Origin of the sequence: Legionella antarctica (genome assembly GCF_011764505.1) — a bacterium.
In the GTDB taxonomy this organism is placed as follows: domain Bacteria; phylum Pseudomonadota; class Gammaproteobacteria; order Legionellales; family Legionellaceae; genus Legionella; species Legionella antarctica.
In genome coordinates this window covers 1,250,260-1,272,807 of the sequence record NZ_AP022839.1, presented here as the reverse complement: position 1 = coordinate 1,272,807, position 22,548 = coordinate 1,250,260, and the positions used below count along the sequence as shown (strand labels likewise).

Sequence of the window (22,548 nt, the reverse complement as noted above, 5' to 3'; positions counted from 1 at the left end):
CGTGTGCTGAACTTTTTCCTGGCACATGCTTCAACAATAACCACTGGAGCCTTATTAAGCTCCGATTATGAACAAGCAATGTTAAATGCCCGTGTGACTCGACCTAACATTATTAGACGTAACCCACGCGCTTTAATTACCTTTAATTCATTTATTATAACAACTGTCGCATTATCTGCTGTAGCCTTTTTCTCATTATCTATAGCCATGGGGCCAGCAATTCTCTTATCCTTAATTGGTGCATCGGCACTTGTGGGTACTTGTGTTTTCTTATTTAAACTGACCCAGCACATTATGAAAAGGATTCAGGAAAGAGATAACCCCATAAGATCCTTGCCTGCATTTCCATGGGAAATTGAAGATAAAGAAGACAACTCATTAACCCTGTTAAGTAAATTATCAACTCATCCTGGTGAGGATAATCCTTCATCGACCCATGAAGAGGTAATAAACTACGCCAATCCCTTAGAAAGCAGCGTAAATAAAGCGGATGAGTCAGTTACTCATTCTAGTCCTACCCTCTAAGTTTTGGTACCTCGCGCGCTGTATTGATAGAATGCCTTATTGATTATAATTAGGCTGTTACGATGGACGAGAATGAAGAGCTGTTACAACCCGCTTCAAAAAATGGTGTTTTTTATGGCACTATTTCTTTTCTAGCTACTTCAATAGCAGCCTACGCCATGATACGAAAAGGTAATTATAGAGCTGCGTTGCTTTTGTATCGTCACAGCGGTGGCGGTGGATTGAATTTTTATAAACAACAGGAAAACGGTCAATTAAAACGTTCTTTTGCCATTGATTACCACCATTTTTGGGATCACACGACCAAACAAAGTGCATGGAAGTTGCATTATCATCGAGGCGAAAACGCGAACCAGATAAAAAAACATCGTCCCTACGAAGGTGGATGGTAACGTGTGGTCGTCTTATCTGCCAAGGTCAGATCCAACTGAACTGCTGTTTTTGACGGAACGTTGTTGTTCCAGAAACAACAACGCGCTATAGAGAGGAAATATAGCGCGCGTTAAATAACAACACTGAAGTACGTCATAGGAAAATGTGTAAATTGCCTATGCTTTTTTATCTAACTTCCACCAGAAGTAATTCCATTTTTCATTATTGTGTCAGGAATTTTCTCTGCAATTTCTTCGCTAGAGGTGGTAAAAAATGTATGACCAGCAGACTCCCAAAATTTAGGTGACTTACCGCATAAGGCCATAACACCAAGAACGGTTAGCCCCGGTAAAACACCCGTTAAGACAATACCTAAAACAACAGCCGCGTTAGCAAAATTTTGCCAGTTAGGATCACGATGCTTTTTAAGTACTTCATTAGCATCATTTAATTGACCATAGAACTTGGTAATTTTTTCACTAGGCTTTAATATCGTTTCATCGTGTAGTGTCATATATAATCCACTAACTGCATCAAATTTTTCCTTAAGAATTTTAGACGCTTTGTCTTGAGGCCAAACTTGAATACGTTTAACCTGGGTAATAAAGCCAGATAGATCATCCGCATCCAGTTCAGGAGCTATTGATTTTTGGATTTCAGCAGCAAGGTGCAATAAATAATCTTTTGTTAATGGAGTCAGTTTGTCAATAATAATGGATTGGCACTTCCATTCATTGCTATTACCTAAGATCCCTTGCAGATTTTTCTTTTGTTGCTTCAACAGCTCAACATCGTCTTGAAGGTATGTATTTACCAACTCAAGACTTTTATTTTCTTGAGTTAATTTTTTAATAGCACGTTGATGTTCTTTCTCGTTGCTATTTAATTGCTCTGTCAGACTCTCTTGAACTTTGATTAACTCAGCCAGTTGTTTTTGCAAGGCATCTACTTCTTCAGCGAATTCTTGTTCTCTAACTTCATTAGGAGTAGATAGATTTTGCATAAAAAGAGCATGTTTTTCGTTGAGCATCCTTAGCTGTCCACTTAAAGTATCGTTTTCCTGGGTTAACTCTTTAACCTTGAAAGTGTGCTCTCTATTCCCTGTAGATAATTGTTCCGTTAGCTGTTTTTGTCTTTCAGTTAAATTAACCAGTTGCACCCCCATATCACCTATTCGATTAGTAAGTTCTTCCCGTTGCTTTTCTGCCAAGACTAAATTCTCAACATCCTTTAAATGTTCTTTTCCTTTTTGAGCTAATTGTTCCGTTAAACTCTCTTGACCTTTAGTTAATTCATTCAGTTGTTTTTCCAAGCCCGCTACTTTCTCAGAGAATTCTTGCTTTTGACTTTTATTAGCAGTAGTAAGCTCCTGAACAACATGAATATGTTCTTTCTGGAGCATCTTTAGCTGTTCACTTAAGCTTTCTTTTTCCTGGATTAATTTGTCAACCTGAATTTCGTGCTCACTTTCACCTTGAGATAATTTTTTTGCTAAACCTTCTCTAACCTCAGTTAACTCATCCAGCTGCTTTTTTAAGTCCCCTTCTTTTTGAGCAAATTCCTGTTTTTCAACCTCATTAACCTCACTTAGCTTCCGCACAGCAAGTTCGTGATCCTTCTTAGTTTGAGCTAATTCTTCCGATACTCTATCGTGTTGTTCGGTTAACTGCTGAACCTTAAGCTCGTGAGCCTTTTCCGTTGTAGATAATTTTTTCGTTAGCTGTTCTTGCTCTTGATTTAACTTAACCAGTTGCTCGTTCAAAACATCCATTTGGGTACTGAAATCTTTCCTTTGTTTTTCTTGGGTAAAAATTAACTCCTCAATAGCCTTCACATGCTCCTTTTCTTTTTGAGCTAATTGTTTCGTTAAACTCTCTTGACCTTTAGTTAATTCATTCAGTTGTTTTTCCAAGCCCGCTACTTTCTCAGAGAATTCTTGCTTTTGACTTTTATTAGCAGTAGTAAGCTCCTGAACAACATGAATATGTTCTTTCTGGAGCATCTTTAGCTGTTCACTTAAGCTTTCTTTTTCCTGGATTAATTTGTCAACCTGAATTTCGTGCTCACTTTCACCTTGAGATAATTTTTTTGCTAAACCTTCTCTAACCTCAGTTAACTCATCCAGCTGCTTTTTTAAGTCCCCTTCTTTTTGAGCAAATTCCTGTTTTTCAACCTCATTAACCTCACTTAGCTTCCGCACAGCAAGTTCGTGATCCTTCTTAGTTTGAGCTAATTCTTCCGATACTCTATCGTGTTGTTCGGTTAACTGCTGAACCTTAAGCTCGTGAGCCTTTTCCGTTGTAGATAATTTTTTCGTTAGCTGTTCTTGCTCTTGATTTAACTTAACCAGTTGCTCGTTCAAAACATCCATTTGGGTACTGAAATCTTTCCTTTGTTTTTCTTGGGTAAAAGTTAACTCCTCAATAGCCTTCACATGCTCCTTTTCTTTTTGAGCTAATTGTTTCGTTAAACTCTCTTGACCTTTAGTTAATTCATTCAGTTGTTTTTCCAAGCCCGCTACTTTCTCAGAGAATTCTTGCTTTTGACTTTTATTAGCAGTAGTAAGCTCCTGAACAACATGAATATGTTCTTTCTGGAGCATCTTTAGCTGTTCACTTAAGCTTTCTTTTTCCTGGATTAATTCGTCAACCTGAATTCCGTGCTCTCTTTCACCTTGAGATAATTTTTTTGCTAAATTTTCTCTAACCTCAGTTAACTCATCCAGCTGTTTTTTTAAGTCCCCTGCTTTTTGAGCAAATTCCTGTTTTTCAACCTTATTAACCTCACTTAGTTTCTGCACAGCAAGATCGTGCTCCATCCTGGCTTGAACTAATTCTTTTGTTACACTATCGTGTTGTTGGGTTAACTTCCTCACCGTAAACTCGTGAGCCTCTTCCATTGTAGATAAATATTTCGTTAGCTGTTCTTGCTCCTGCGTTAACTTATTCGCTTTTTCTTCAAGTTTTTGTACTTGGACACTAAACTGTTGATTTAGTTTTTTTACTTCAGTTAAGTCAAAAATTAAATGATTTTTGGCACCCAATCCAGTAGCAAGGCCGGAAATTTCCTTATAAAGTGCCTCATTTTCTATGAAAAGCTCTTTAATGGATTGTTGGTCTAGCTCCAATCCTTTTTTGACTATATATTGAGCAGCCAAATGCACCAAGTGATGTCGTTTTTCTTTTAATTCAAGATCCCATTGATCATAAGGCATATCGTCATAGAGTATTTTAAAATTAGGAAGTGCTTCCCTGAATTTTTCTAATTGATTAGTAGATTTGATCACTTCTTTTATAAGGCTATCAACGTCATAATTCAAGCTATCATCTATAGCTTCAGTCATTAGCAATTTAGCTAATATAAGACTATTTATAGCTAATTCACTTTCAACATCTTGAAACTCTTCGTTTTCATTTAAAGAGGTAATATGTTGCTGGATAAATTTTCTAATCTCATCGGGTTTAGATGTATCTAATTCTTTTGCCTGGTCAAGGAAAGAATTTAATTGGATCATTACCTTATAGTCTTTCTCATGTGCGCCATTATGAGCTAAATCGCGGCTAATTTTTTTAATTTCCTCCTGCAACCTGGCAAAGAAAGCACTACCTTCTAATTTAATTGATAGGCCTTGATATTGGTTCACTAAAGAGTCATGTTTTACTTTCAATGTAGTTGCCAAATTGGAATTCAAGTTTTTTAAAATAGTTTTTGCTACCTCATTTTCCGCATGGGTACTTGCAAATTCATTGAACAGAGAAAAGGCTTTGTTTACAGCTTTGTATATTTCTCCGCGCTGTTCTAAATCGATAAACTCATCCTGCAAATAAGGCCGTCTTACTTCTTCAATTAACATACCCAAGCCCTCCAGGAGAAGAGCAAATCCCTCTTGACTATCTAAAGTCGTAGCTATTTTATCAGCCACTAATAATGAGGCAGTCAGATCACTGCTTAATTCAGGCTGTAACTTCTGAATTTTTGATTTCTCAGCACGCTCGCATATTTTAAGCAATTTATCTCTTGAATTGTTAATTGTTTCACTTAGCGATAATTTATCACTCAAACCTAATACTTTATTTAAATGAATGCGTGCGTGTTCATAGTTTAAAAAATGTCCACCAGGAACAGGGGGAACAATTGTGTTCAAATAGGTATCATTATGTGCTTTATAATGAACAATACGTTCATCGACTACTGTCCATATCTTTTTAAGTAACGCCTGTTCTTGTCCAAGGGTTGGATACGATGTTTTATTAAAATACTGATAGGCTTCCCTATTGGCCATAATGCTAGTATATAAATCTAAATATAATTTGTTTAGTTTTTCTTTATTAACTGGCATGAGTTGAGCAATTAATGCGTCAAAGGGATCATTCTTTGTTCTCGGCGTAATGGTTACCCCATTTCGCGTTAAAAAATCTATAATTTTTACTATCGCTAATTCTTGTACATGCTCTGCTGTTTTACCCTTGGGTACGTCTTCTCTTTGCTGAGACTTGAGGTTACCTGATCCGGTTCCATGGTGTCCTGGAAGACTGCACAATTTAAAAGATGTGGTTTCTGGAGAATCACATTTTGGCACGATGCATTTAAAACAACGAGTTCTCTCATTTTCATAAATATATTGTTCGTATTCTTTGACTATCTTAGGAACTCTATAAAAACGAGGGTCTCTCCATGCTAATGATGAAGCGCGAGTAATGCCCATATAGTTACCGCCGGGCACGGGGTCAATAGTCAACATGGATAGTTTTATTTTATCAATATTGGGGGCAATCTTATCGAGATCCAGCTCATCAAAAGCTTTTCTGTGTGCTCCATTCATTGCAGAGGTGGTGTATGTGCAGACACTTTTAGTTAATTCGGCACGATCAATTGGACGTTTTTTTAAAAGCGTTTGAATTCGTTCCAACTCATGAGCCACTAATATTGCTTCCACGGCACCACGACTATGAGCAATAATATTGATCTCTGTTTCACCGCGGCTGATGGCTTCCAGGATGGCCTGAACACCACGTGCAATTCTATCGCCTACTTCTGGACCTAATGTGGTGGGACCGTCAACAACGGCTACCTTTGAGTTTCTATATTGAGTGACACCATCAGTAGGGAGCGACTCACTAGATTCGCCGGGAATTAAAGTCGAAATATAGCTTAAAGTTTCTGCCTTATCGTATCCTTCTAAAGCAGGAGTGTGACCTCCGTTTGATGTTACAATTTCTTTAATTTGCTCATCAATGAGATGTAATTTAGTCTTATCCTTACTTTTATTTTTAATGGCGTTTATTTTTTCTTCAAATGAATTGAGATCAATAATTTTTGCTTTTTCATATTCCCCATCAGGCTTAACATAATACAGTTCCTGAGTATCGTTCTTTTTGATAAATATATAGCTGTTTTTGTATTGTGCAGGACTTTTGGGTAATTCGGACATCAAATGGACGTCCCACCCAGGAAATTGTGTGTCTGTCCCCAAGAAAGTAAGTGTGAATGCCATTAAAGCTTCCTGATCATTATTAATCCTCTAATAATAAAGCATAAGCCTTAAGGAAATATTATATTAAGTGCAGAAAATGGATTTTTTTTAAACAAATAAGTCGTTTTCTCGAATTCTCCTAAAAAGGGACTTAATGAAACGCGCTAATAAAGCAGAATGTTGATGTATTTAAATGGAATTTTCTTGCTGAAAGCATTAATTGTTCACAATAATTTGTTCTTATCTAACACTCCTGATTTCATATAAAAGCCAATAGTTTCGCAAGTTCGATCATTACAGGGTATGGATCCCGGCTCCTTGAAAGAATAGCTCATATCCAAGGGATTACAAATCATGGCTCTTACCAGCCTGGGCCCTGAACCCGGCATGCCGGCATGCATTACTTTTTTATTGTCTACTAATAAAATATCCCCTCTTTTCCACAAGCAAGATGAGTAATAACTTCTTATTAACTTTGCCAGATCTTTAACTTCTTTATCGTTAAAACAACTTCCCACTCTTGTATCGTTAAACGAAGGCAAATTTAGTGAGGCTTTATAGGTATTCCATTTTGAATTTACATTTTTAAATGCATTCCGGGGAGAGAAAAATAAGGATGCAAAAATAAGATACATATACTCAAGGATCTTCAAAACAAATGCAGGCAATTTCCAGACAAATCGATGCCAAAACCAAATTTTCCCTTGATAATCATCCATAAAACACGTTCTCATCTCTTCATTAAGGGCAGCAATCTCAAACAAGTTTATCTGTAACGATTTCTTTTTGGTTTCTGGGTGTTCAAACACATTGGGTTTGTACATGAGGATAAATTGGTCACTGCCCTCACCCACGACTGGGAGATCGAAATGATTACAAATATTTATTATTGTTTCTCGGGATAATTTATAACGTTTCTCAACTTCGGAAACCAGCCATTTGGATACAAAGAACGTGTTTTTTTCTAATTTTTCCTTAAGCTTATCATCCAAATGATGATAAATTTTTTCCATATTAATCAAACCTGTCTCCCCACCAAGAGCTGAAGGATCCAGGCAACAAAAACAGATATAACCCGGTACGTCAGCACTGTAGTAATTCTCACTATGAAAACCACCAAGATACAAGGTTCCACCTGTTTTATAGACTGCGTTGGTATATAAAACATACTTCAAATCGTCTGCATGAATCCGCCCCTCTTCCGACATAAATGCTTCACTTATACCCTTAAATCCTGGAATTTTTAGAACCGTTTCTTCAAAATCCTGATCGGATGCAACATCAAATCCTCTTAACAGCACAGCACCATATTTCGCTATTTCTTCTAAAATTTTTGCAGCATTGGATGAGAGGAATTCATGTAGGAATTTAAGGTCAGTAGAGTCCTTAGCTTCAATTATAAGAGGCATTTCATTTTCTTCTGATATAATTAACCGCTCATCCTTGCGAAGAAAACGAGTTATCACTCCGACATATTCATTATCCATGGTAAGTGGCCTTACAAAATTTGTATTACCAATAATGACTATAACACACTGGAAAGACAGTAAAAATAAGCGAAAATTAAATGCGATTTATCTCTTACAACGCTGGTAAATTGCGTAGTTATTACTGGTTACACGATAACAATATTTCCGCCATATAATCCTAAATGAAGATGATTTTTGCATAAACTCCAGATAATCAAATTGTGATTTTATAAGGATTTTTTGAGCACTGATATCGACATAGACCAATTCCGGTTGGTAGCGTTTAAAATCTTCGGTTATGTAATTTAGCATCCTTCGTTGTGCGTCAAGACACAATGAATCACATTGTTTTAGGGTATATTGTCTGTTTATTATTCCAGGTATTGGCCATAAAGTTGGAAACCTGGACCCCAGCTGCATACCAGAATAATAAACGATAGGAATAGTTCGAGACAAATCCGTAGAAAAGAAAAAGATGGATTTATTTTGCGATGCAAACTTTCTGGCAATTTTTATAAATTGCTGAAAAGTACCGGTTTCATTTTTATAGAAGCTTATCTTCTGATAATAATTAAAAAAAGCAGGGATTAGCGTGAAGAAAAATTGAGCGAGAATAATCACTAGTACAAAAATAGAATTTTTTTTATTGCCCTTAAAAGCAGAACTCAGATGACATATCAGCAACGTTGCAAGTAATGAATTGAGGGTAACAAGGGGATAAACATGATAAGACCAGCCCTTACCCTGAAAAACAAAACAACACATGAATCCTATGGTAATTACACTAAGCAATTTCTCCAACCGGCCTAACGAAATAGATAACCAACACGTTATTAATAGCAAAAAAAGAGCATTCACCAAGGCAAAATTAGTTATTATATCAACGATGCTGTTGTTGAACGCATAAAAATGGAGTAAATCTGGCAAAATAACAGAGTAAAAATCAGGCATTAAAACAGCTACTGAGATCAGGTAGACAATGACTGTCCAAAAAATTACTTGTGTCTCCAGGCGAACTATTGTCTTCCAATTTTGTTGCCAATACATCAGCAACAGTTCGGAAAATAAAAGACCAAATAGAAAATACGGTTTGAGCGCAAAACCTAATGCAGCAAGAAAACTAATAATAATCCTTAGAATGGAACTAAATTTGATACCAGTTGCAGTCTTATAAAGTAAAAAAAAATACGGCATAGTCAGGACAAGCATCAAGTGCTCACGCTGGCCAAAAAAACACACGGAGAGAATTAATAAACAAAAACCCAAAGTGAGTATCAAAGGACTGATTACTTCAGACTTTATCGGCTTACAGCTTAATATATGGTGGCAGATTCCAAGTGAGTATAAAATAAAAACATAAACGACACATTTAAATACCAAAACGTTACTGGTGTTAAATGCTTTAGCTAAAAAATTTATAGCAATACTAAAATAATATATTAATGGCGGATTGGTCTCAAACATATCGTTAACATAGGTACCCCCTGCCAATAAACGTTTCCCCCCTTCTAGTAAAAACAACATGTCCCAATCTTGATACATCCGGATTTGCATCAAAATTGATAGGCTGAACAGAAATATCAAAAATAAGACAAATAGCCTTGATCTCATAAAAAATCCTTTTAAATAAGGAGTCTCTTTTATCGGTATCAACAGGAGAATTTCCTAGCTTAGCAATTTAGCATTCAGATGAACACTAAACTATAATAAAGTAATGCTCTATTGTTTAAATAAGGATTTAGTCTCAATGAAATCTAGAAAAAATAGTCAGACAAACAAAAATAAACACTCCGACCCAGACACACATAAACATAAAAAATTAATAATTCTGGTTATTTTGTTAATCAGCATCGGCTTAGTTTTGTTTAATTAAAAAGCCATAACAGGACATCAAAGCAATACTCAGATATTTGGTTTACCATTCACTTACCATTTGCATTGTTAAGGAAGTGTCATTTTTAAACTTCCCTCTTCAAATACCCTATAAATCAGCTCTTTTAATTCCTCACTTAGTTTCATCTTGCCCCCAGCAGGAACAATTTTTACAGAAGGAACGTGTTCTCCTTGCAAAATATATTGAGCATTTTTTATAGCCTTCTCTGTTTGGCTTTTTAAAATAAACGTAGCATTAGGGCAATTTTCAATCAAATACTGGAGTACTTCTATGGTAGTGGCATTAAGCGCTTCTTGCCCTGGATAACCAAGATTTGCTTCAAAAAATATGATTCTAATATCATTGTCTGCTGCTATTAATTTAGCAATTTTTTCAGGCATTTGTGCTTGATTAACGCCAGGTTTCACAAAATCTACAGGCGCAAGTATTTTAGAGTCGATAGCTTGCTCCTGTAAAAATCGTCCTGTCATTCCTTCACATATTTTTACATTTAAGGGGTTATGCATTAAAATCAATATTGCAGACATATTTAATCCTAAATTATCAAAATTTATGCGATAATTTGTATCCTGTCAGAATCGCCGGGTAAGTGTCTGCCACTGAGTCCGGATTAATCCGAGCCGCGCGCGTCAGCAAGCGGAATTCTTTAAAAATATTCAAAATACCTATTGACACGGTTTTTCTGTAAAACTGATGTTTTTCCATATCAAACGTAAGTCATGCAATATGCATGCCCTAAGATCCCCAAGATCACAATGTAGCCCCTTTCACTAATAAAACATCTCCCTCCTGAGGTCAGATTTTTTCTTAGCCCTTAGTGGCGTTAAAACTCGAAAAATGCGTTCAAAAAAAGTCATGTTATGATTGCCGTATCAGCATTAGTAACGCAGTGGTAGATGATGAAACGCCAAGAAATCAAACAAGTTTTAGATGAGTTAACAAAAGATATCGATAGTCTTGCCGACAAAAAGGCCGTGACTATCATTAAGGTATTGGTTAATTTGGTCGAAATGCTTGCCGAAGAAAATGCTTTGCTCAGAGAGGAAAACCAAGTATTACGTGATGAGATAAACCGCCTTAAGGGTGAACAGGGCAAACCTAATATTCGCGGTCAATCCAAAGGTAGCAATGGCGATAATACAGGCAATTCCAATCATTCATCTGAAGGAGATCGCAATAAACGTGGTAAAGGGAACAATAAAAACACAGGCAAAGACAAAAAAAACGTACGTATTGATAGACGTGTTACGATTGCTCTGGACAAAGCAACGCTGCCAGATGACGCCAAGTTCAAGGGTTTTGAGATTCGAATCATCCAGGATCTAAAAATCATCACGGATAATGTTGAATTCAAGCTGGAAACGTATTACTCACCATCTTTGAAAAAAACCTTTATTGCGCCGATTCCTGGCGAATATAAGGGCAGTGAATTTGGTCCTGGGGTTAAAGCGCTGGTCATCACATTATACCGTGATGCAGGGATGACGGAGAGCGCCATTGAGCGCTTTTTAAAAACATGTGGTATTCAAATATCACATGGTAAAATTGCTTCCATGCTGACAGAAGGCAATGATATTTTTCATCAGGAAAAAGAAGATATTGTCGATGCCGGTAGCAACGCAGGCTTGTACCAGCAGATGGATGACACAGGCAGTCGTGTTAACGGCAAAAATCACTACACCCATGTTTTATGTAATGACTTTTTTACAGCATACTTCACTCGTCGTAAAAAAGATCGCTTGACCTTATTGGAGTTGCTGTGTCGAGACCAATTAAAGTTTATGTTTAATCAGGAGGCTTATGAGTTAATGGATGAGTTTGGTCTCGCAAAAAAATGGTTGGATCAAATTAAACCAATGCTGCATGCACAACCCCTCACACGTGAATCAATCGATAGTTTGATGGGAACACTTTTTCCAAATCCAAAAAAACACAGCACGAATCGACGCATAATTCTTGAGTCAGCAGCTCTTGCCTATTATCAGCACTCGAAATACTTCATCCATTATTTAATGACAGATGATGCGCCTCAGTTTAATAAATTGGCCCTACATCATGCGCTGTGCTGGATCCATGAAGGTCGTCATTATAAAAAACTCACTCCATTCTCAGATATGAATCAGAATATATTGGCTGTATTTCTTGAGCAATTATGGGATTTCTACCATGCATTATTGACTTACAAGACGGCTCCATCTCAATCAATGGCCCAACAACTATCAATGCAATTTGATACTTTGTTCGCAACCACGACAGGCTATGATGTTTTAGATCAACGCATTGCAAAGACACGTGCTAAAAAACAAGCGTTATTATTGGTGTTAGACCATCCATTTCTGCCATTGCACAACAATGCCTCTGAATTAGGGACACGGTTTCAAGCAAGGATACGCGACATCAATCTCCAAACGGTCTCCCAAAATGGCACCAAATCAAAGGATACGTTTGCCACGATTGTACAGACGGCCAGAAAACTGAAAGTTAACGTTTATCAGTATATTTACGATAGGGTGACTAAAAAATTTGAAATGCCATCATTGGCTGAATTAATCTTACTTAAAGTGCGGCAGGTTCCATGCACCACATAAGCATCTCGAGATAATTCCGCTTGCTGACGCGCGCGGCTCGGATTAGTCCGGGCTCAGTGGCAGACACTTACCCGGCGATTCTGACAGGATACGATAATTTTATAACAAGATTCTATATTTGATGCAATAATTAGCTTCAAGTACTCTTAAAAGATAACCGCACAAGGAAACAAGTTCGGTAAATTGTGGTCACCAATTAAAGGAGTCAAGGGAATGATACCTATACCAGAGACAATCCAGCAAGACGAAGCAACAGAACTAAATCCGAAAGATATAAAGTCTAAAAAAATCAAGGAAAATCTAGAACAGGTTTTACTTAGCCAAAAAGAACTTGACCAAATCAAAGAAAATTTAAATAGAATGATCGAGGCGATGGCCCATAATCCGAGCTTTTTATCTCGTGCTGCGGCATATTGGGGTGAATTGCCATTATGGCAAAAAATTGTTGCAGGAATTGTACTTGTTGTTCCTACATTCGTCATTTCATTAGTGGCGCATATCGCTGTAATTTTTACTTTTAGCCTATTTACTCTATTCACTTATACCGCCAGCAGTATCCTCCTTGATAATCATCACCACTTAAATATAGATCGTACAGAACATTTAAAAGCAGGTATTAACAGCTTAGCAGACACCTTGGGACTGATTATTTTATCTTTGGATAAGATAAGGGAGCAATTAGCAGTTGAAATAGAACATTTTCAAAAAGAAAATGAAAAGCTGGATCTTAATATAGACGAATTAAAAGCTCAAATTCAAGAGCTATCCGAACAAAGTATGCTGTTTGAAGAAACTGAACGTGGATTGCGTGAAACCAATGGTGACCTTGTAACTCTCACTGAATCACTAAAGGACTCGGTCAAAGAACATACTCGGTTATTGGAAAACTGCAAAGAACAATTAAGACAGATGCAACAAAACTACGAAAAAGCTCAATTTAATTTGACCGAAAAAGTCGCTGAATTGAATCAAGTAAAACTTGGAATGAGTGAAGAGATAGAACGGGTAAAAGGAATCGCAGGTACCCTGCAGGGCACTGTTCAAACTTTATCAACAACACTTCTTTTAGATGAGACACAACAACAAGCATTTAAGGAAAAACTGGAGTCGTTTATAAACAATAAAGAAACCAGTTTTCATCAGATTGCAGAGCGAATCTGTGAAGCAGAGCGACAACTGGCTATTGTCAAAGAGGAATATGAGCGCCTTAATGAACAATATCAACAACTATTAGAACGGGGAAAGACTCAAATAGATAGGTTAGAGCAGTTACACTCAGTGCAGGCTAAGTCACCCCCAACCACCAGGCCGACAACCAATTTAAACACCTTCGGTATGTTTGCAGATCAAACCGCTGATTTTGTAATTAAAGATAACGAATCCAGTTATCAATTAGCTGGCGCTCATTAAATTCAAACAGATCCCTCTGCTATATATCTAATAGTGGGATCTGTGTTTTAGGAACATAGCGGGGTGAATTCAGTAATGAATTTGTATTTGTATTTGTATTTGTGGATTTACCAAACTCCTCACTAAATTTCGCAGACATTGACCTAATATAGGCGCGGTTTTCTGGACACAAAAAAAGGTTTTTTAAGAGCTATTCTTCTTAATACAAAGAGGAGAATAAAATGTCTAAAAAGCGAGCTTATTATACGGCGGCCAAGAAGGCAAAAATAACGCTAGCTGCGATTGAGGGGAAACTCACACAAGCGCAAATTACCAGTGAATACGGTGTTCACGCAACGCAGGTAAAAACTTGGAAGCAATCGGCCATCAAAGCCATTAACGATTTATTCTCTGGGGCTAATGAAAAAGAAGCCAAGTCCCAAGAGCAGCTTGTTGAGGCATTATATCAAGAAATTGGTCGACTTCAAGCGCAGCTATCTTGGCTAAAAAAAAAGCATGAACTTTAGTCTGGATGAAAAGCGCGTCATGATTGATCCTCTTGCCGAGCTCACCATTCGTGAACAATGCTTGCTATTAGACTTGCCTGTTTCAAGTTATTATTATAGTGCCAAGCCCATTTCTGTCGAAGATGAAGCGCTTATGGCGCTACTTGATGAGCACTATCTGCAGTATCCATGTGAAGGTAAAATTAAGCGGGCAAGATGGCTGTCAAAAGAAGTAGGCTATCCTGTTGGTAAACGTCGAGTAAAAAAGTTGATGGAAATGATGGGGTTATCGACTGTTTACCCAAAGCCAAATACAAGCGTTCCCAATAAGGAGCATGAGGTGTTCCCTTATTTATTAAAAGAGGTGGATATCACCAAACCAAATCAGGTTTGGGCCGCAGATATCACCTACATCCGCATGAAAGGAAAGCATGTGTATTTAGTAGCTATTATGGACTGGTATAGTCGTTATGTGATTGGATGGGCTATTTCACCTACTATGGAGGCTGAATTTTGTATTGAGGCGCTTAGAAACGCTTTGCTGCATTCGCGTTGTGAGATCTTTAACACGGATCAGGGTTCTCAATTTACCTCAAAAGATTGGATAAATACGCTAAAATCTCACCACATTTCTATCAGCATGGATGGGCGAGGACGTTATTTAGATAATATATTTATCGAGCGATTGTGGCGTAGTGTTAAGCAAGAAAAAATCTACCGGTATGATTTTGATACAATTGAAGAGGTTGAGCTGGCCTTAACGGAGTATTTTGAGTATTATAATAACCGAAGGCTTCACCAGTCCTTTAATTATTTAACGCCCGCAGAGGTGTATTATGGCCGGAAAAGACCATAAACCCTAAATGAGAGCGTCATGACTTACCCACAAGGCCCACAGGCCTATACGAGAAAGTGAAGCTCTCCTGACCTGTGGACTTGTGGATAAGTCATTCTGATAGAGTTGTGGTAAAATGACCTAAGACAATTCGTAGTAGCAATCACTATTCATACGGTATTGAGTAGGTTTAAATAGGTTAATTTGAGTGAATTTTTAACTATAAATGATGGATGAATAGCTCTTATTTTTCCTTAATTTTGTTCCAGACATGCGGACCCATATCAACCTGATATGAACTAGAGATAATTGATCTAAATTATTTTATCATATATTTTAGATACACTTATTTCTTGCCCCACTATTATTGGCTGCGCATGGTATATAGACTGTATCTAGGTTTTTTAATTCTCTTATCATCTCATTTGGATGGATACAAAATAAGAACACTGTAAATATTACATCATTGGAAAATTATTTATGAATAAAACATGGACTTACCTCTCCTTAACCTTAGTGTTATATGGAACTCATACTTTTGGTGCTATTTATCGGAGCTGGACTGGCTTTTATATCGGAGCAAATGCAGGGTACTTATGGTCATCAAACAATACAATCAAAAATGAAGGGGTAGCTGGTTTTGCCAATTCTCTTTTTCTACCAGACTCTCAAGCCATATCATCCTCCCTAGGGTTACTAGGAACCAAAAATCTTTTTAATTCTTCAAAAGGTTTTATCGGTGGAGGTCAAGTTGGGTACAATTCTCAGTTTTCCAATAATCTTGTTATAGGCATCGATACAGATCTGGATGCGATTGACCAATCAAGTGGTATAACCACGAGTACCAATTTCGTATCAACCCCTCAGTTGGGAATACAAACCGCCAATATTGAAAACACCAAAAAATTAAATTATCTGGGTCTTCTTAAAGGTCGTTTAGGTGTCCTTATAAGTCCTTCATTTTTAATTTATGGCGCAGGGGGGTTGGCGTATGGAGAGGGCTCTTTGAAAACCAGTTATTCGGTAACCTCAACTAACCCGGTCTTTTTGCCTTTTCATGAAGAGATCGACTACAGTAAAATTTTAGCCGGATGGGCAGCTGGGGGTGGCGCAGAATGGTTATTTTCACCTTGCTGGAGCATGAAAGTAGAATATATTTACTATCGGCTAGGACCTCTTCATACTCTTTTAAATCTTACCCAAAATATAAATACAATTCCCCCAACCCCCTTTGCTACTGCATCAGTTGAATCTGAGGCTCGATTCAGTGAAAATACAATACGAATTGGCATAAATTATTTTTTTTCATAATGACCAGGAGTTATATAAAACTGTCAGTAATGTAGGTTAGAGCATGCAAAAAATGCTCCTATATTTTCATTCAGCCGATCTAATTAAGGAAGTAGTACTTACACATAGTCTGCTGAATTGTTCTATAATTTTGATTATAGAACAAAGGTACAGCTTGAACTCGAATAGATCCTTATATTGCCTACTCTATGTACTCAGCTCGTTACCAACAAACTGATATGGATGATCAATTTGTTCAAACTCTTATTGACCCCATCCGGGAATCACTGGCATTCATTGATTTGGTCGTGTTTGTTTCAATAAACAAAAAACATCCAATCCAAATTGAGGATGATGGAATTCGTTTAAACGACCCGACATATCGCAGCGAAGTGGATGATTACCTGAAAGAAATTTAGTTTAATCATCTGTTTCAGGTATTACCCGAAAAAAATCCGCCCCAATTAGTTGAGTTATGGGGAAATCGGGAGGAGCGTGTCGCCAAAATCACGAAACTACTCGTCTAAATGTTAGTGATCCGTGGTTCAGGTATTGTTTCGCAACTCTCTTGATCTACGCAAAATTTAAAGATACCTCTTTTCATAGACCCAACCAGCGGATAAATCGGTTTGTTGCTTTTAAATTTACGGCAGGCTTTGTTTCAAAAATAACAGAGTAATGTGTCACAGGTTCAGCCTGGGATAGATCGGCATTAAATCGAATATCCTTGATTTTTCCCATATCTAAAATTTTCATCTGAGTTTCATAGTACCCTCGATCTTTTATAATCACTGGAACGACAAAGTGGACGGCATTTAAATTCTCATTATCCTGAGAGTTGCTATGAACTGCCAAAGTATGAAACTCAGCATTACTCAAAGCAATATATTCCATATCGTTAATTTGGCGCCTAAGCATGCGCCCCAAAGGGGCTTGAGTATGAAATATTCGCTCATAGTTATCTGCTGACATCACCACTATAGGATTATCATCCGCATGCTTCATCGTTTTACTGATATTGGCAAATAGGACATCTTCTCGCTGTTCACTATTACCCTTAGCTTTTTCAGGTTCTTTGAGAACGGTCATTGAATGAGAAGCTTCCTGCACGTTACCGCAATTAAGAAATTTTGATTTTACAAACCAGGCATCGCTTGGGTAATAGGCTACCAGTAAAGAGTTATCCTTGATGGTATTAATTATGGGTTGATATAAACTTAAGGGAAGAGCAGGACACCCCCAACTGCGACCGGGTCTGCCATACCTTTTAATGAACTGCTCATCAACATACCATCCACCATGCATTACAATTGCTCGACCGGAGGCATTATCATTAAAATTTGCATCCAGGCCACCCAGACGTAAAGATAGCCCTTCACGACCGTAATATGCTTTCTCAGTTTTATAGACACCAAGACTAGTGGCTTTACTGTTGTATTTATTTGAAAAATAATTAGTTGCTAAAGTCCCGGACGTAATGCCATGAGACACGTAGGTATAAAACAATAATTTCTTATCCCTTAAATCAAATACCCATAAACGTTTTTCATTTGAGGGAAGAGAATAATCAATAATCGTTAAAATATTATTATGCTCGACATTGTACTCCACGGCACATTTTAAGGTTGTTAACACCTTGTTGATCACGAGTCCATTTAAATCAGGAGCCTGTTGATGCAACATGCCCTTAATTTCATTCAGCGGCATTGTTATTGAGGGTATCTCATTGATAACATTTTTTGCTATGTTGAATAGCTTTTCTTGCATAAATTCCATAGGAGGTAAAGAGAGTCCAGAATGGGTTACTGCTAAAAGCAATAGCAGAATATGACTCATAATATGTCCTTTATTTATTTTTTTTGTATTCCTATACACTTTAATATAGCTCAAAATTAAACATGTTGAGTACATTTAAAAAATGATTATTAAGTTCTTTTGACTAAAAAGACGAAGGCTCATTCCTAGATGAGGAACCTTATGGCGTGAGATGTTTTAATTTCATATAAAGACTTTTTATTGTGACTTAACCGCGCGACGTCGATGCTAGTACGGAAACAGGAGTCATTACTACTACTTTACAATGCATAAACAGTTGTTCCTGATTTAACATAAAACACCAGGAACAACAGTGAGAGCTGACAGGATCAATTTATTTTTAGTCCGTTGGCTTTGTTTTCTTCTTCACTCTGTAATTCTTCTTCAGGACAAAAAAATATGGAAGTGCCACTCAGAGCATGTACTACCACATCCGCCGCTACTGCGAGTAATGGCCTAGAAAGACTAGCACATCCAGAGACAGCACCGGAATAAAGAACACCTAACTGAGCACCATTAAGATTGGAAACAAGAAAAGCTTCAACTATGTCTACGTTCTCTCTTAAAGAAAGAAAATTAAGGGCGTGGACTGCGATGTCAAAACCATTTTGACCCAGTTTGTCTGGATTCTGATATAAATCATATGCCGCTATAGTAAGAGCGGCAAGGTTCACAGCCTGTAAACACAGTTTCCAGGAGCTTTGTCTATTAAAAAAACCCGACATATTTTATCCTATTACCGTTAATATAGGTGCGAATATTAATCAGTATGCGTTGGTAAAATCAAGTAATTTCTTCCTGAAATGGATTGTTTTTGATCATGAGGATGTACTCTGACCAAAGCTTATATGAAATTATTAGAATTAAAGGCTTTATGAAAACTGGGTTAAAACAATACTCCTTGGGCCTGCTTTCCTCCTAAACTCCATTAAGTATATCCCCTGCCAGACACCCAACAATAATCGATTATCTTCAAAAGGGATAGTTAAAGAGGTATTGCATAATATGGATTTAATATGAGCGGGCATATCATCAGCCCCCTCTTCCCTGTGTCTATAACGATTACTTTCAGGTACCAGGGCACTAAAAAAATCCTGCACATCCATCAAAACATCTGATGAGGCGTTTTCGTTTAAAGCCAAAGCAGCTGATGTGTGTTGAATAAAAAGATGAAGAATGCCTGACCCAGTATGCTCTAACTCGTTGCCTATTTCTTTTGTAATAAGATGTGCACCAAAAGGTTTTGCAGGTAGTTGTATTATCTTATGGCGAATCATGATTCAAAGCCCCTTCGTTACAGTGCAAAAACAGTGTACATAATTATTAACTATAATTAATAGTGATCGATTTGAACAGTTTTTTCTACGAGGATTTCTCTCCTAGCCTAGACTAGTTATTATAGATACACTGATTAATGAACGTACTAATTTTCTTAGGAACAATCCATGAATAGAAAATTTTTTATAGAACCTTCGTTATCTTTATTGGAAAAGAGAATTCTATGCTGCATTACAAATATCAGTAGTTCAAATCCAGAGGAGATACAAACATCCTCCCGGTTAAAGGATTACCTTCTTGAACTTAAAAACTACACGCAAGATACTGAGTTTGCAAACATTGGATTGGGTTTAAAAAGAGAAGCACTAAAACTGCTTCAATCTCTTGATGATCAAATGAATTCCGAGCCATCAGAATGTTTTATTCAAATTCCTTCAGAACAACATGTGGAGCAAATGAAAGGTATGCCTGCCGGGGGAATAGAAGATCAAAATATACGATTAATACACATGAGTAATGCCATAAGAAAAGGACAAAAAAAACACTCCATGCTTCCTGTTATTACTACAGAGGATGTGAGCCTGCCCCAGGTTTGGGAGGAATTATTTGCTGCCATTAATAAAGGCTGTAAAAAAGAAGCATTTGCTCTGTTAAAGCAGATCTCATCACAAGATAGGATTTTTCAACCCCTCCTTGCAGTTCATCCAATAGACTATTTGAAAAAAATCATCAGCTACTCAATTGATGCGCAACGCACAGGACTAAAAAAAATAAATGCAGATATTCTAATCACACCCCACACTTTTGAACTGTTAATAAAAGATATCGCAACCACCTTAATGCATCCCGCTAAATGCTATTTTTCTTTTGGCTTACCCACGCATCATGCATTTAGCCGGGAAAGTTCCGGTTTTTGTATTTTCAACAAAATTGCTATTCTAATTAAAAATGCGGAATTAACTCATCCTAATCCTCTAAAACACATCATTATTGGTCCTGACGTAAATAGAGACAACGGATTATCCGCGGTATTAAGAGAATCTTTTTCCTGTCTGGATATATGCCACATCGATATTTTTGATTCTAGAGTATACCCCCACCAAGATCACTCTTTTATCGAGTACGAATTCCAGACTCAAGGAAAAGCAGAACAGCAACAAATTAAAAGCTGGCATCAAAATCAAATGGACTATTATGCAGTCGATTTAAAACTGACGATCCGGAGCTCTATTTCAATACATCCAGCGCTCCTTTTTTCCCTTGGTAAAATAAAAGAAAATATTGTCAATGCCAAAAGAACTGGCCAAAAAATAGTTCTTTATTTAGCCACCGGTTGGGATTCCCACGAAAATGAAACAGCGTACTGTGGCAAGTTTATAAATGACCGCATGATGAGCCAATCAGAGGCTGGTACGACCCGTTTTAATGATGGAGACCTATCCTATTTTTTTGAGGAAATCTTAACTCTTTATAGTGAAAATAAAGAGTTAATTGAAAGCATATACTGGGGATTAGAAGGGGGATATGAACGACGCATGTATGAAAAACAAATTCAATTAATGTTAGATACTATTGATGGTCAACTCCTTCATGAAGATATAAATCAAAGCTCACTTGGGATAAACTGTTAAGCTGGCTTTATTCGTTATTCGGATAATGTCCTATGCTTTATATTAAAAATTATTGAACTTAATTCAACTGTTGAATTGGTATCCCGTAAGAGAATAAATATGAACACGAATAATTTTTGTTTGCGATGTGGTAACCCTCTGGATTCAGATGCTTTGTTTTGTTCAAAATGTGGAACCAGGACAGAACAAGCGACGATTCAATCGCAAGCTGTTAAAAATTCTGCCCCATTAAAGGAGAATCAGAGTTCTAAATCAGGTAAAGCAGCTCTGATACTCTGTATTTTTTTAGGAATGCTTGGTGCACATCGCTTTTATGTCGGTAAAATATGGACTGGAATTTTAATGCTGCTTTCTGGAGGCGCAATCGGGGTTTGGGCACTCATTGATGTAATTGTAATTGTTAAAAACAAATTTGAAGACAAAAACGGAAATAGATTAGAAGTCTCCTACAAGCTCCCGCCTGTGAAAGAATTAATTCTCCTTATTAGCTCAGTGATGGCCTGCCTCGCAGTAATTATCGTATCTATAACTGCAGTATTAACCTATGCGACAAGCTCTCTGATTACAGTAGTTGATCATCAACTGACTGCCTTGCAAACAGGTCAAATGGAAAAAGCATACGCCTATAACTCTACTGAATTTCAAAAGAATATTTCCATAGACGGCTTTAGGAGTTACGTCGCTCAATTCCCTGCTTTAATAAATAATGCCAGTTCCAATTTCAGTGAACGAAAAATAGTAAACAACACAGGGTATCTGGCTGGGATTTTAACAGCAAAAGACGGTACAACGACTCCCGTTGCCTACCAATTAATACAAGAAAACGGAAAATGGAAAATCTTAAATATTAAAATACTTAATTCGCTGCCGGGAAAATAATCCCCAATTAACCTATTCTTACAAAATTTCGAGGGCTCTCACTTGGGGGCTTCGTTATACCAAGTTATTAAAAATATATAAAATCGATGATTATGTTCCTCTAAGTTGTAAATCTTAAAGCCAAATGATACCCTTTTCTCGTTTTTTAAATAAACTAGGAGTAAGTAACATGATGTTACGATCGAAATTAACCGCTTTTGCTGGAGCTTTAATTCTTGCCGGTTCAGCGTTCTCGTCCCAGGAGACAACATGTCCGGATATTAACGATATTAAAGCTGAAGGTCTGTCTATGGCTGAACAAATAGGACCAGATATCTATCTTACTTATAATATTAGCACCTATAATACTGCATCAAACTGGGGCTTTATTATAGCACCTTTATTAGGTGATTCTGATGATGTTGCCCTGGATGCTGCTAATGAGATTTTAAGCACCATGAATGCTCCTGGCGTTATTGATCAACATAGTGGCGCAATGGTTTGTACTTATGAAACGGGGCATCAAAACGTTGTTGCTGCTGCAATCAAAGACGATGAAACTATTTCTCCGATGAAATTAAAGCAATATTTCCAAAAAAATCATTAAGATAGCTGATAAGCCCGT

At 37.2% G+C, this 22,548-nt stretch carries 18 protein-coding genes; 11 read left to right on the top strand and 7 right to left on the bottom strand.

Features of this window, described 5'->3' with window-relative positions:
• Positions 1-3 precede the first annotated feature (3 nt).
• Positions 4-525, top strand: coding sequence for a hypothetical protein (locus HRS36_RS06080; RefSeq protein WP_173236610.1), 522 nt, complete (start codon positions 4-6; stop codon positions 523-525).
• Positions 526-587: 62 nt separating this feature from the next.
• Positions 588-917, top strand: coding sequence for a hypothetical protein (locus HRS36_RS06075; protein WP_173236609.1), 330 nt, complete (start codon positions 588-590; stop codon positions 915-917).
• Between the two features lie 170 nt (positions 918-1,087).
• On the opposite strand, the gene HRS36_RS06070 is transcribed toward HRS36_RS06075, so the two are convergent.
• The 4 genes from HRS36_RS06070 to HRS36_RS06055 form a co-directional block, all read right to left on the bottom strand.
• A complete protein-coding gene (locus HRS36_RS06070) occupies positions 1,088-6,391 on the bottom strand; it encodes a coiled-coil domain-containing protein (RefSeq protein WP_173235390.1) in 5,304 nt (1,767 codons plus the stop codon).
• Between the two features lie 203 nt (positions 6,392-6,594).
• A complete protein-coding gene (locus tag HRS36_RS06065; protein WP_173236608.1) occupies positions 6,595-7,857 on the bottom strand; it encodes a TauD/TfdA family dioxygenase in 1,263 nt (420 codons plus the stop codon).
• Between the two features lie 87 nt (positions 7,858-7,944).
• Complete coding sequence (locus tag HRS36_RS06060; protein ID WP_226905591.1) at positions 7,945-9,381, bottom strand: hypothetical protein; 1,437 nt, start codon at positions 9,379-9,381, stop codon at positions 7,945-7,947.
• 399 nt (positions 9,382-9,780) lie between these two features.
• Positions 9,781-10,260 (bottom strand): hypothetical protein, encoded by a 480-nt coding sequence (locus tag HRS36_RS06055; protein ID WP_173236606.1) that lies wholly within the window; start codon positions 10,258-10,260, stop codon positions 9,781-9,783.
• 369 nt (positions 10,261-10,629) lie between these two features.
• On the opposite strand from HRS36_RS06055, the gene HRS36_RS06050 reads away from it, so the two are divergent.
• The 6 genes from HRS36_RS06050 to HRS36_RS06025 all read left to right on the top strand — a co-directional run bounded on the left by HRS36_RS06050 (position 10,630) and on the right by HRS36_RS06025 (position 16,760).
• Positions 10,630-12,321 (top strand): IS66 family transposase, encoded by a 1,692-nt coding sequence (locus HRS36_RS06050; protein ID WP_173235423.1) that lies wholly within the window; start codon positions 10,630-10,632, stop codon positions 12,319-12,321.
• Positions 12,322-12,534: 213 nt separating this feature from the next.
• Positions 12,535-13,731, top strand: coding sequence for a LegC2/C7 family Dot/Icm T4SS effector (locus HRS36_RS06045; protein WP_173236605.1), 1,197 nt, complete (start codon positions 12,535-12,537; stop codon positions 13,729-13,731).
• Between the two features lie 221 nt (positions 13,732-13,952).
• Positions 13,953-14,237 carry a transposase gene (locus tag HRS36_RS06040; protein WP_173235475.1) on the top strand — a complete coding sequence of 95 codons (285 nt, stop codon included), beginning with the start codon at positions 13,953-13,955 and terminating at the stop codon, positions 14,235-14,237.
• A complete protein-coding gene (locus HRS36_RS06035) occupies positions 14,227-15,072 on the top strand; it encodes an IS3 family transposase (protein ID WP_173235473.1) in 846 nt (281 codons plus the stop codon). Before HRS36_RS06040 ends, HRS36_RS06035 begins: the two co-directional genes overlap by 11 nt.
• 459 nt (positions 15,073-15,531) lie before the next feature.
• Positions 15,532-16,362, top strand: a complete 831-nt coding sequence (locus tag HRS36_RS06030) for an outer membrane protein (protein ID WP_173236604.1) — start codon at positions 15,532-15,534, stop codon at positions 16,360-16,362.
• 218 nt (positions 16,363-16,580) lie between these two features.
• Positions 16,581-16,760 carry a hypothetical protein gene (locus HRS36_RS06025; RefSeq protein ID WP_173236603.1) on the top strand — a complete coding sequence of 60 codons (180 nt, stop codon included), beginning with the start codon at positions 16,581-16,583 and terminating at the stop codon, positions 16,758-16,760.
• 181 nt (positions 16,761-16,941) lie between these two features.
• On the opposite strand, the gene HRS36_RS06020 is transcribed toward HRS36_RS06025, so the two are convergent.
• The 3 genes from HRS36_RS06020 to HRS36_RS06010 form a co-directional block, all read right to left on the bottom strand.
• Positions 16,942-18,177 carry a murein L,D-transpeptidase catalytic domain family protein gene (locus HRS36_RS06020; RefSeq protein ID WP_173236602.1) on the bottom strand — a complete coding sequence of 412 codons (1,236 nt, stop codon included), beginning with the start codon at positions 18,175-18,177 and terminating at the stop codon, positions 16,942-16,944.
• Between the two features lie 308 nt (positions 18,178-18,485).
• The gene (locus tag HRS36_RS06015) at positions 18,486-18,881 is read right to left on the bottom strand and encodes a hypothetical protein (RefSeq protein ID WP_173236601.1); all 396 of its coding nucleotides are present in this window, start codon (positions 18,879-18,881) and stop codon (positions 18,486-18,488) included.
• Positions 18,882-19,028: 147 nt separating this feature from the next.
• The gene (locus tag HRS36_RS06010) at positions 19,029-19,433 is read right to left on the bottom strand and encodes a secondary thiamine-phosphate synthase enzyme YjbQ (RefSeq protein WP_173236600.1); all 405 of its coding nucleotides are present in this window, start codon (positions 19,431-19,433) and stop codon (positions 19,029-19,031) included.
• A 168-nt stretch (positions 19,434-19,601) separates the two neighbouring features.
• On the opposite strand from HRS36_RS06010, the gene HRS36_RS06005 reads away from it, so the two are divergent.
• The 3 genes from HRS36_RS06005 to HRS36_RS05995 all read left to right on the top strand — a co-directional run bounded on the left by HRS36_RS06005 (position 19,602) and on the right by HRS36_RS05995 (position 22,530).
• Complete coding sequence (locus HRS36_RS06005; RefSeq protein ID WP_226905590.1) at positions 19,602-21,065, top strand: acetylpolyamine aminohydrolase; 1,464 nt, start codon at positions 19,602-19,604, stop codon at positions 21,063-21,065.
• A 99-nt stretch (positions 21,066-21,164) separates the two neighbouring features.
• Positions 21,165-21,944: a DUF4864 domain-containing protein gene (locus tag HRS36_RS06000; protein WP_173236599.1), complete on the top strand. Its 780-nt coding sequence runs from the start codon at positions 21,165-21,167 to the stop codon at positions 21,942-21,944.
• Between the two features lie 169 nt (positions 21,945-22,113).
• The gene (locus HRS36_RS05995; RefSeq protein WP_173236598.1) at positions 22,114-22,530 is read left to right on the top strand and encodes a DUF4949 domain-containing protein; all 417 of its coding nucleotides are present in this window, start codon (positions 22,114-22,116) and stop codon (positions 22,528-22,530) included.
• The last annotated feature ends 18 nt before the right edge of the window (positions 22,531-22,548 follow it).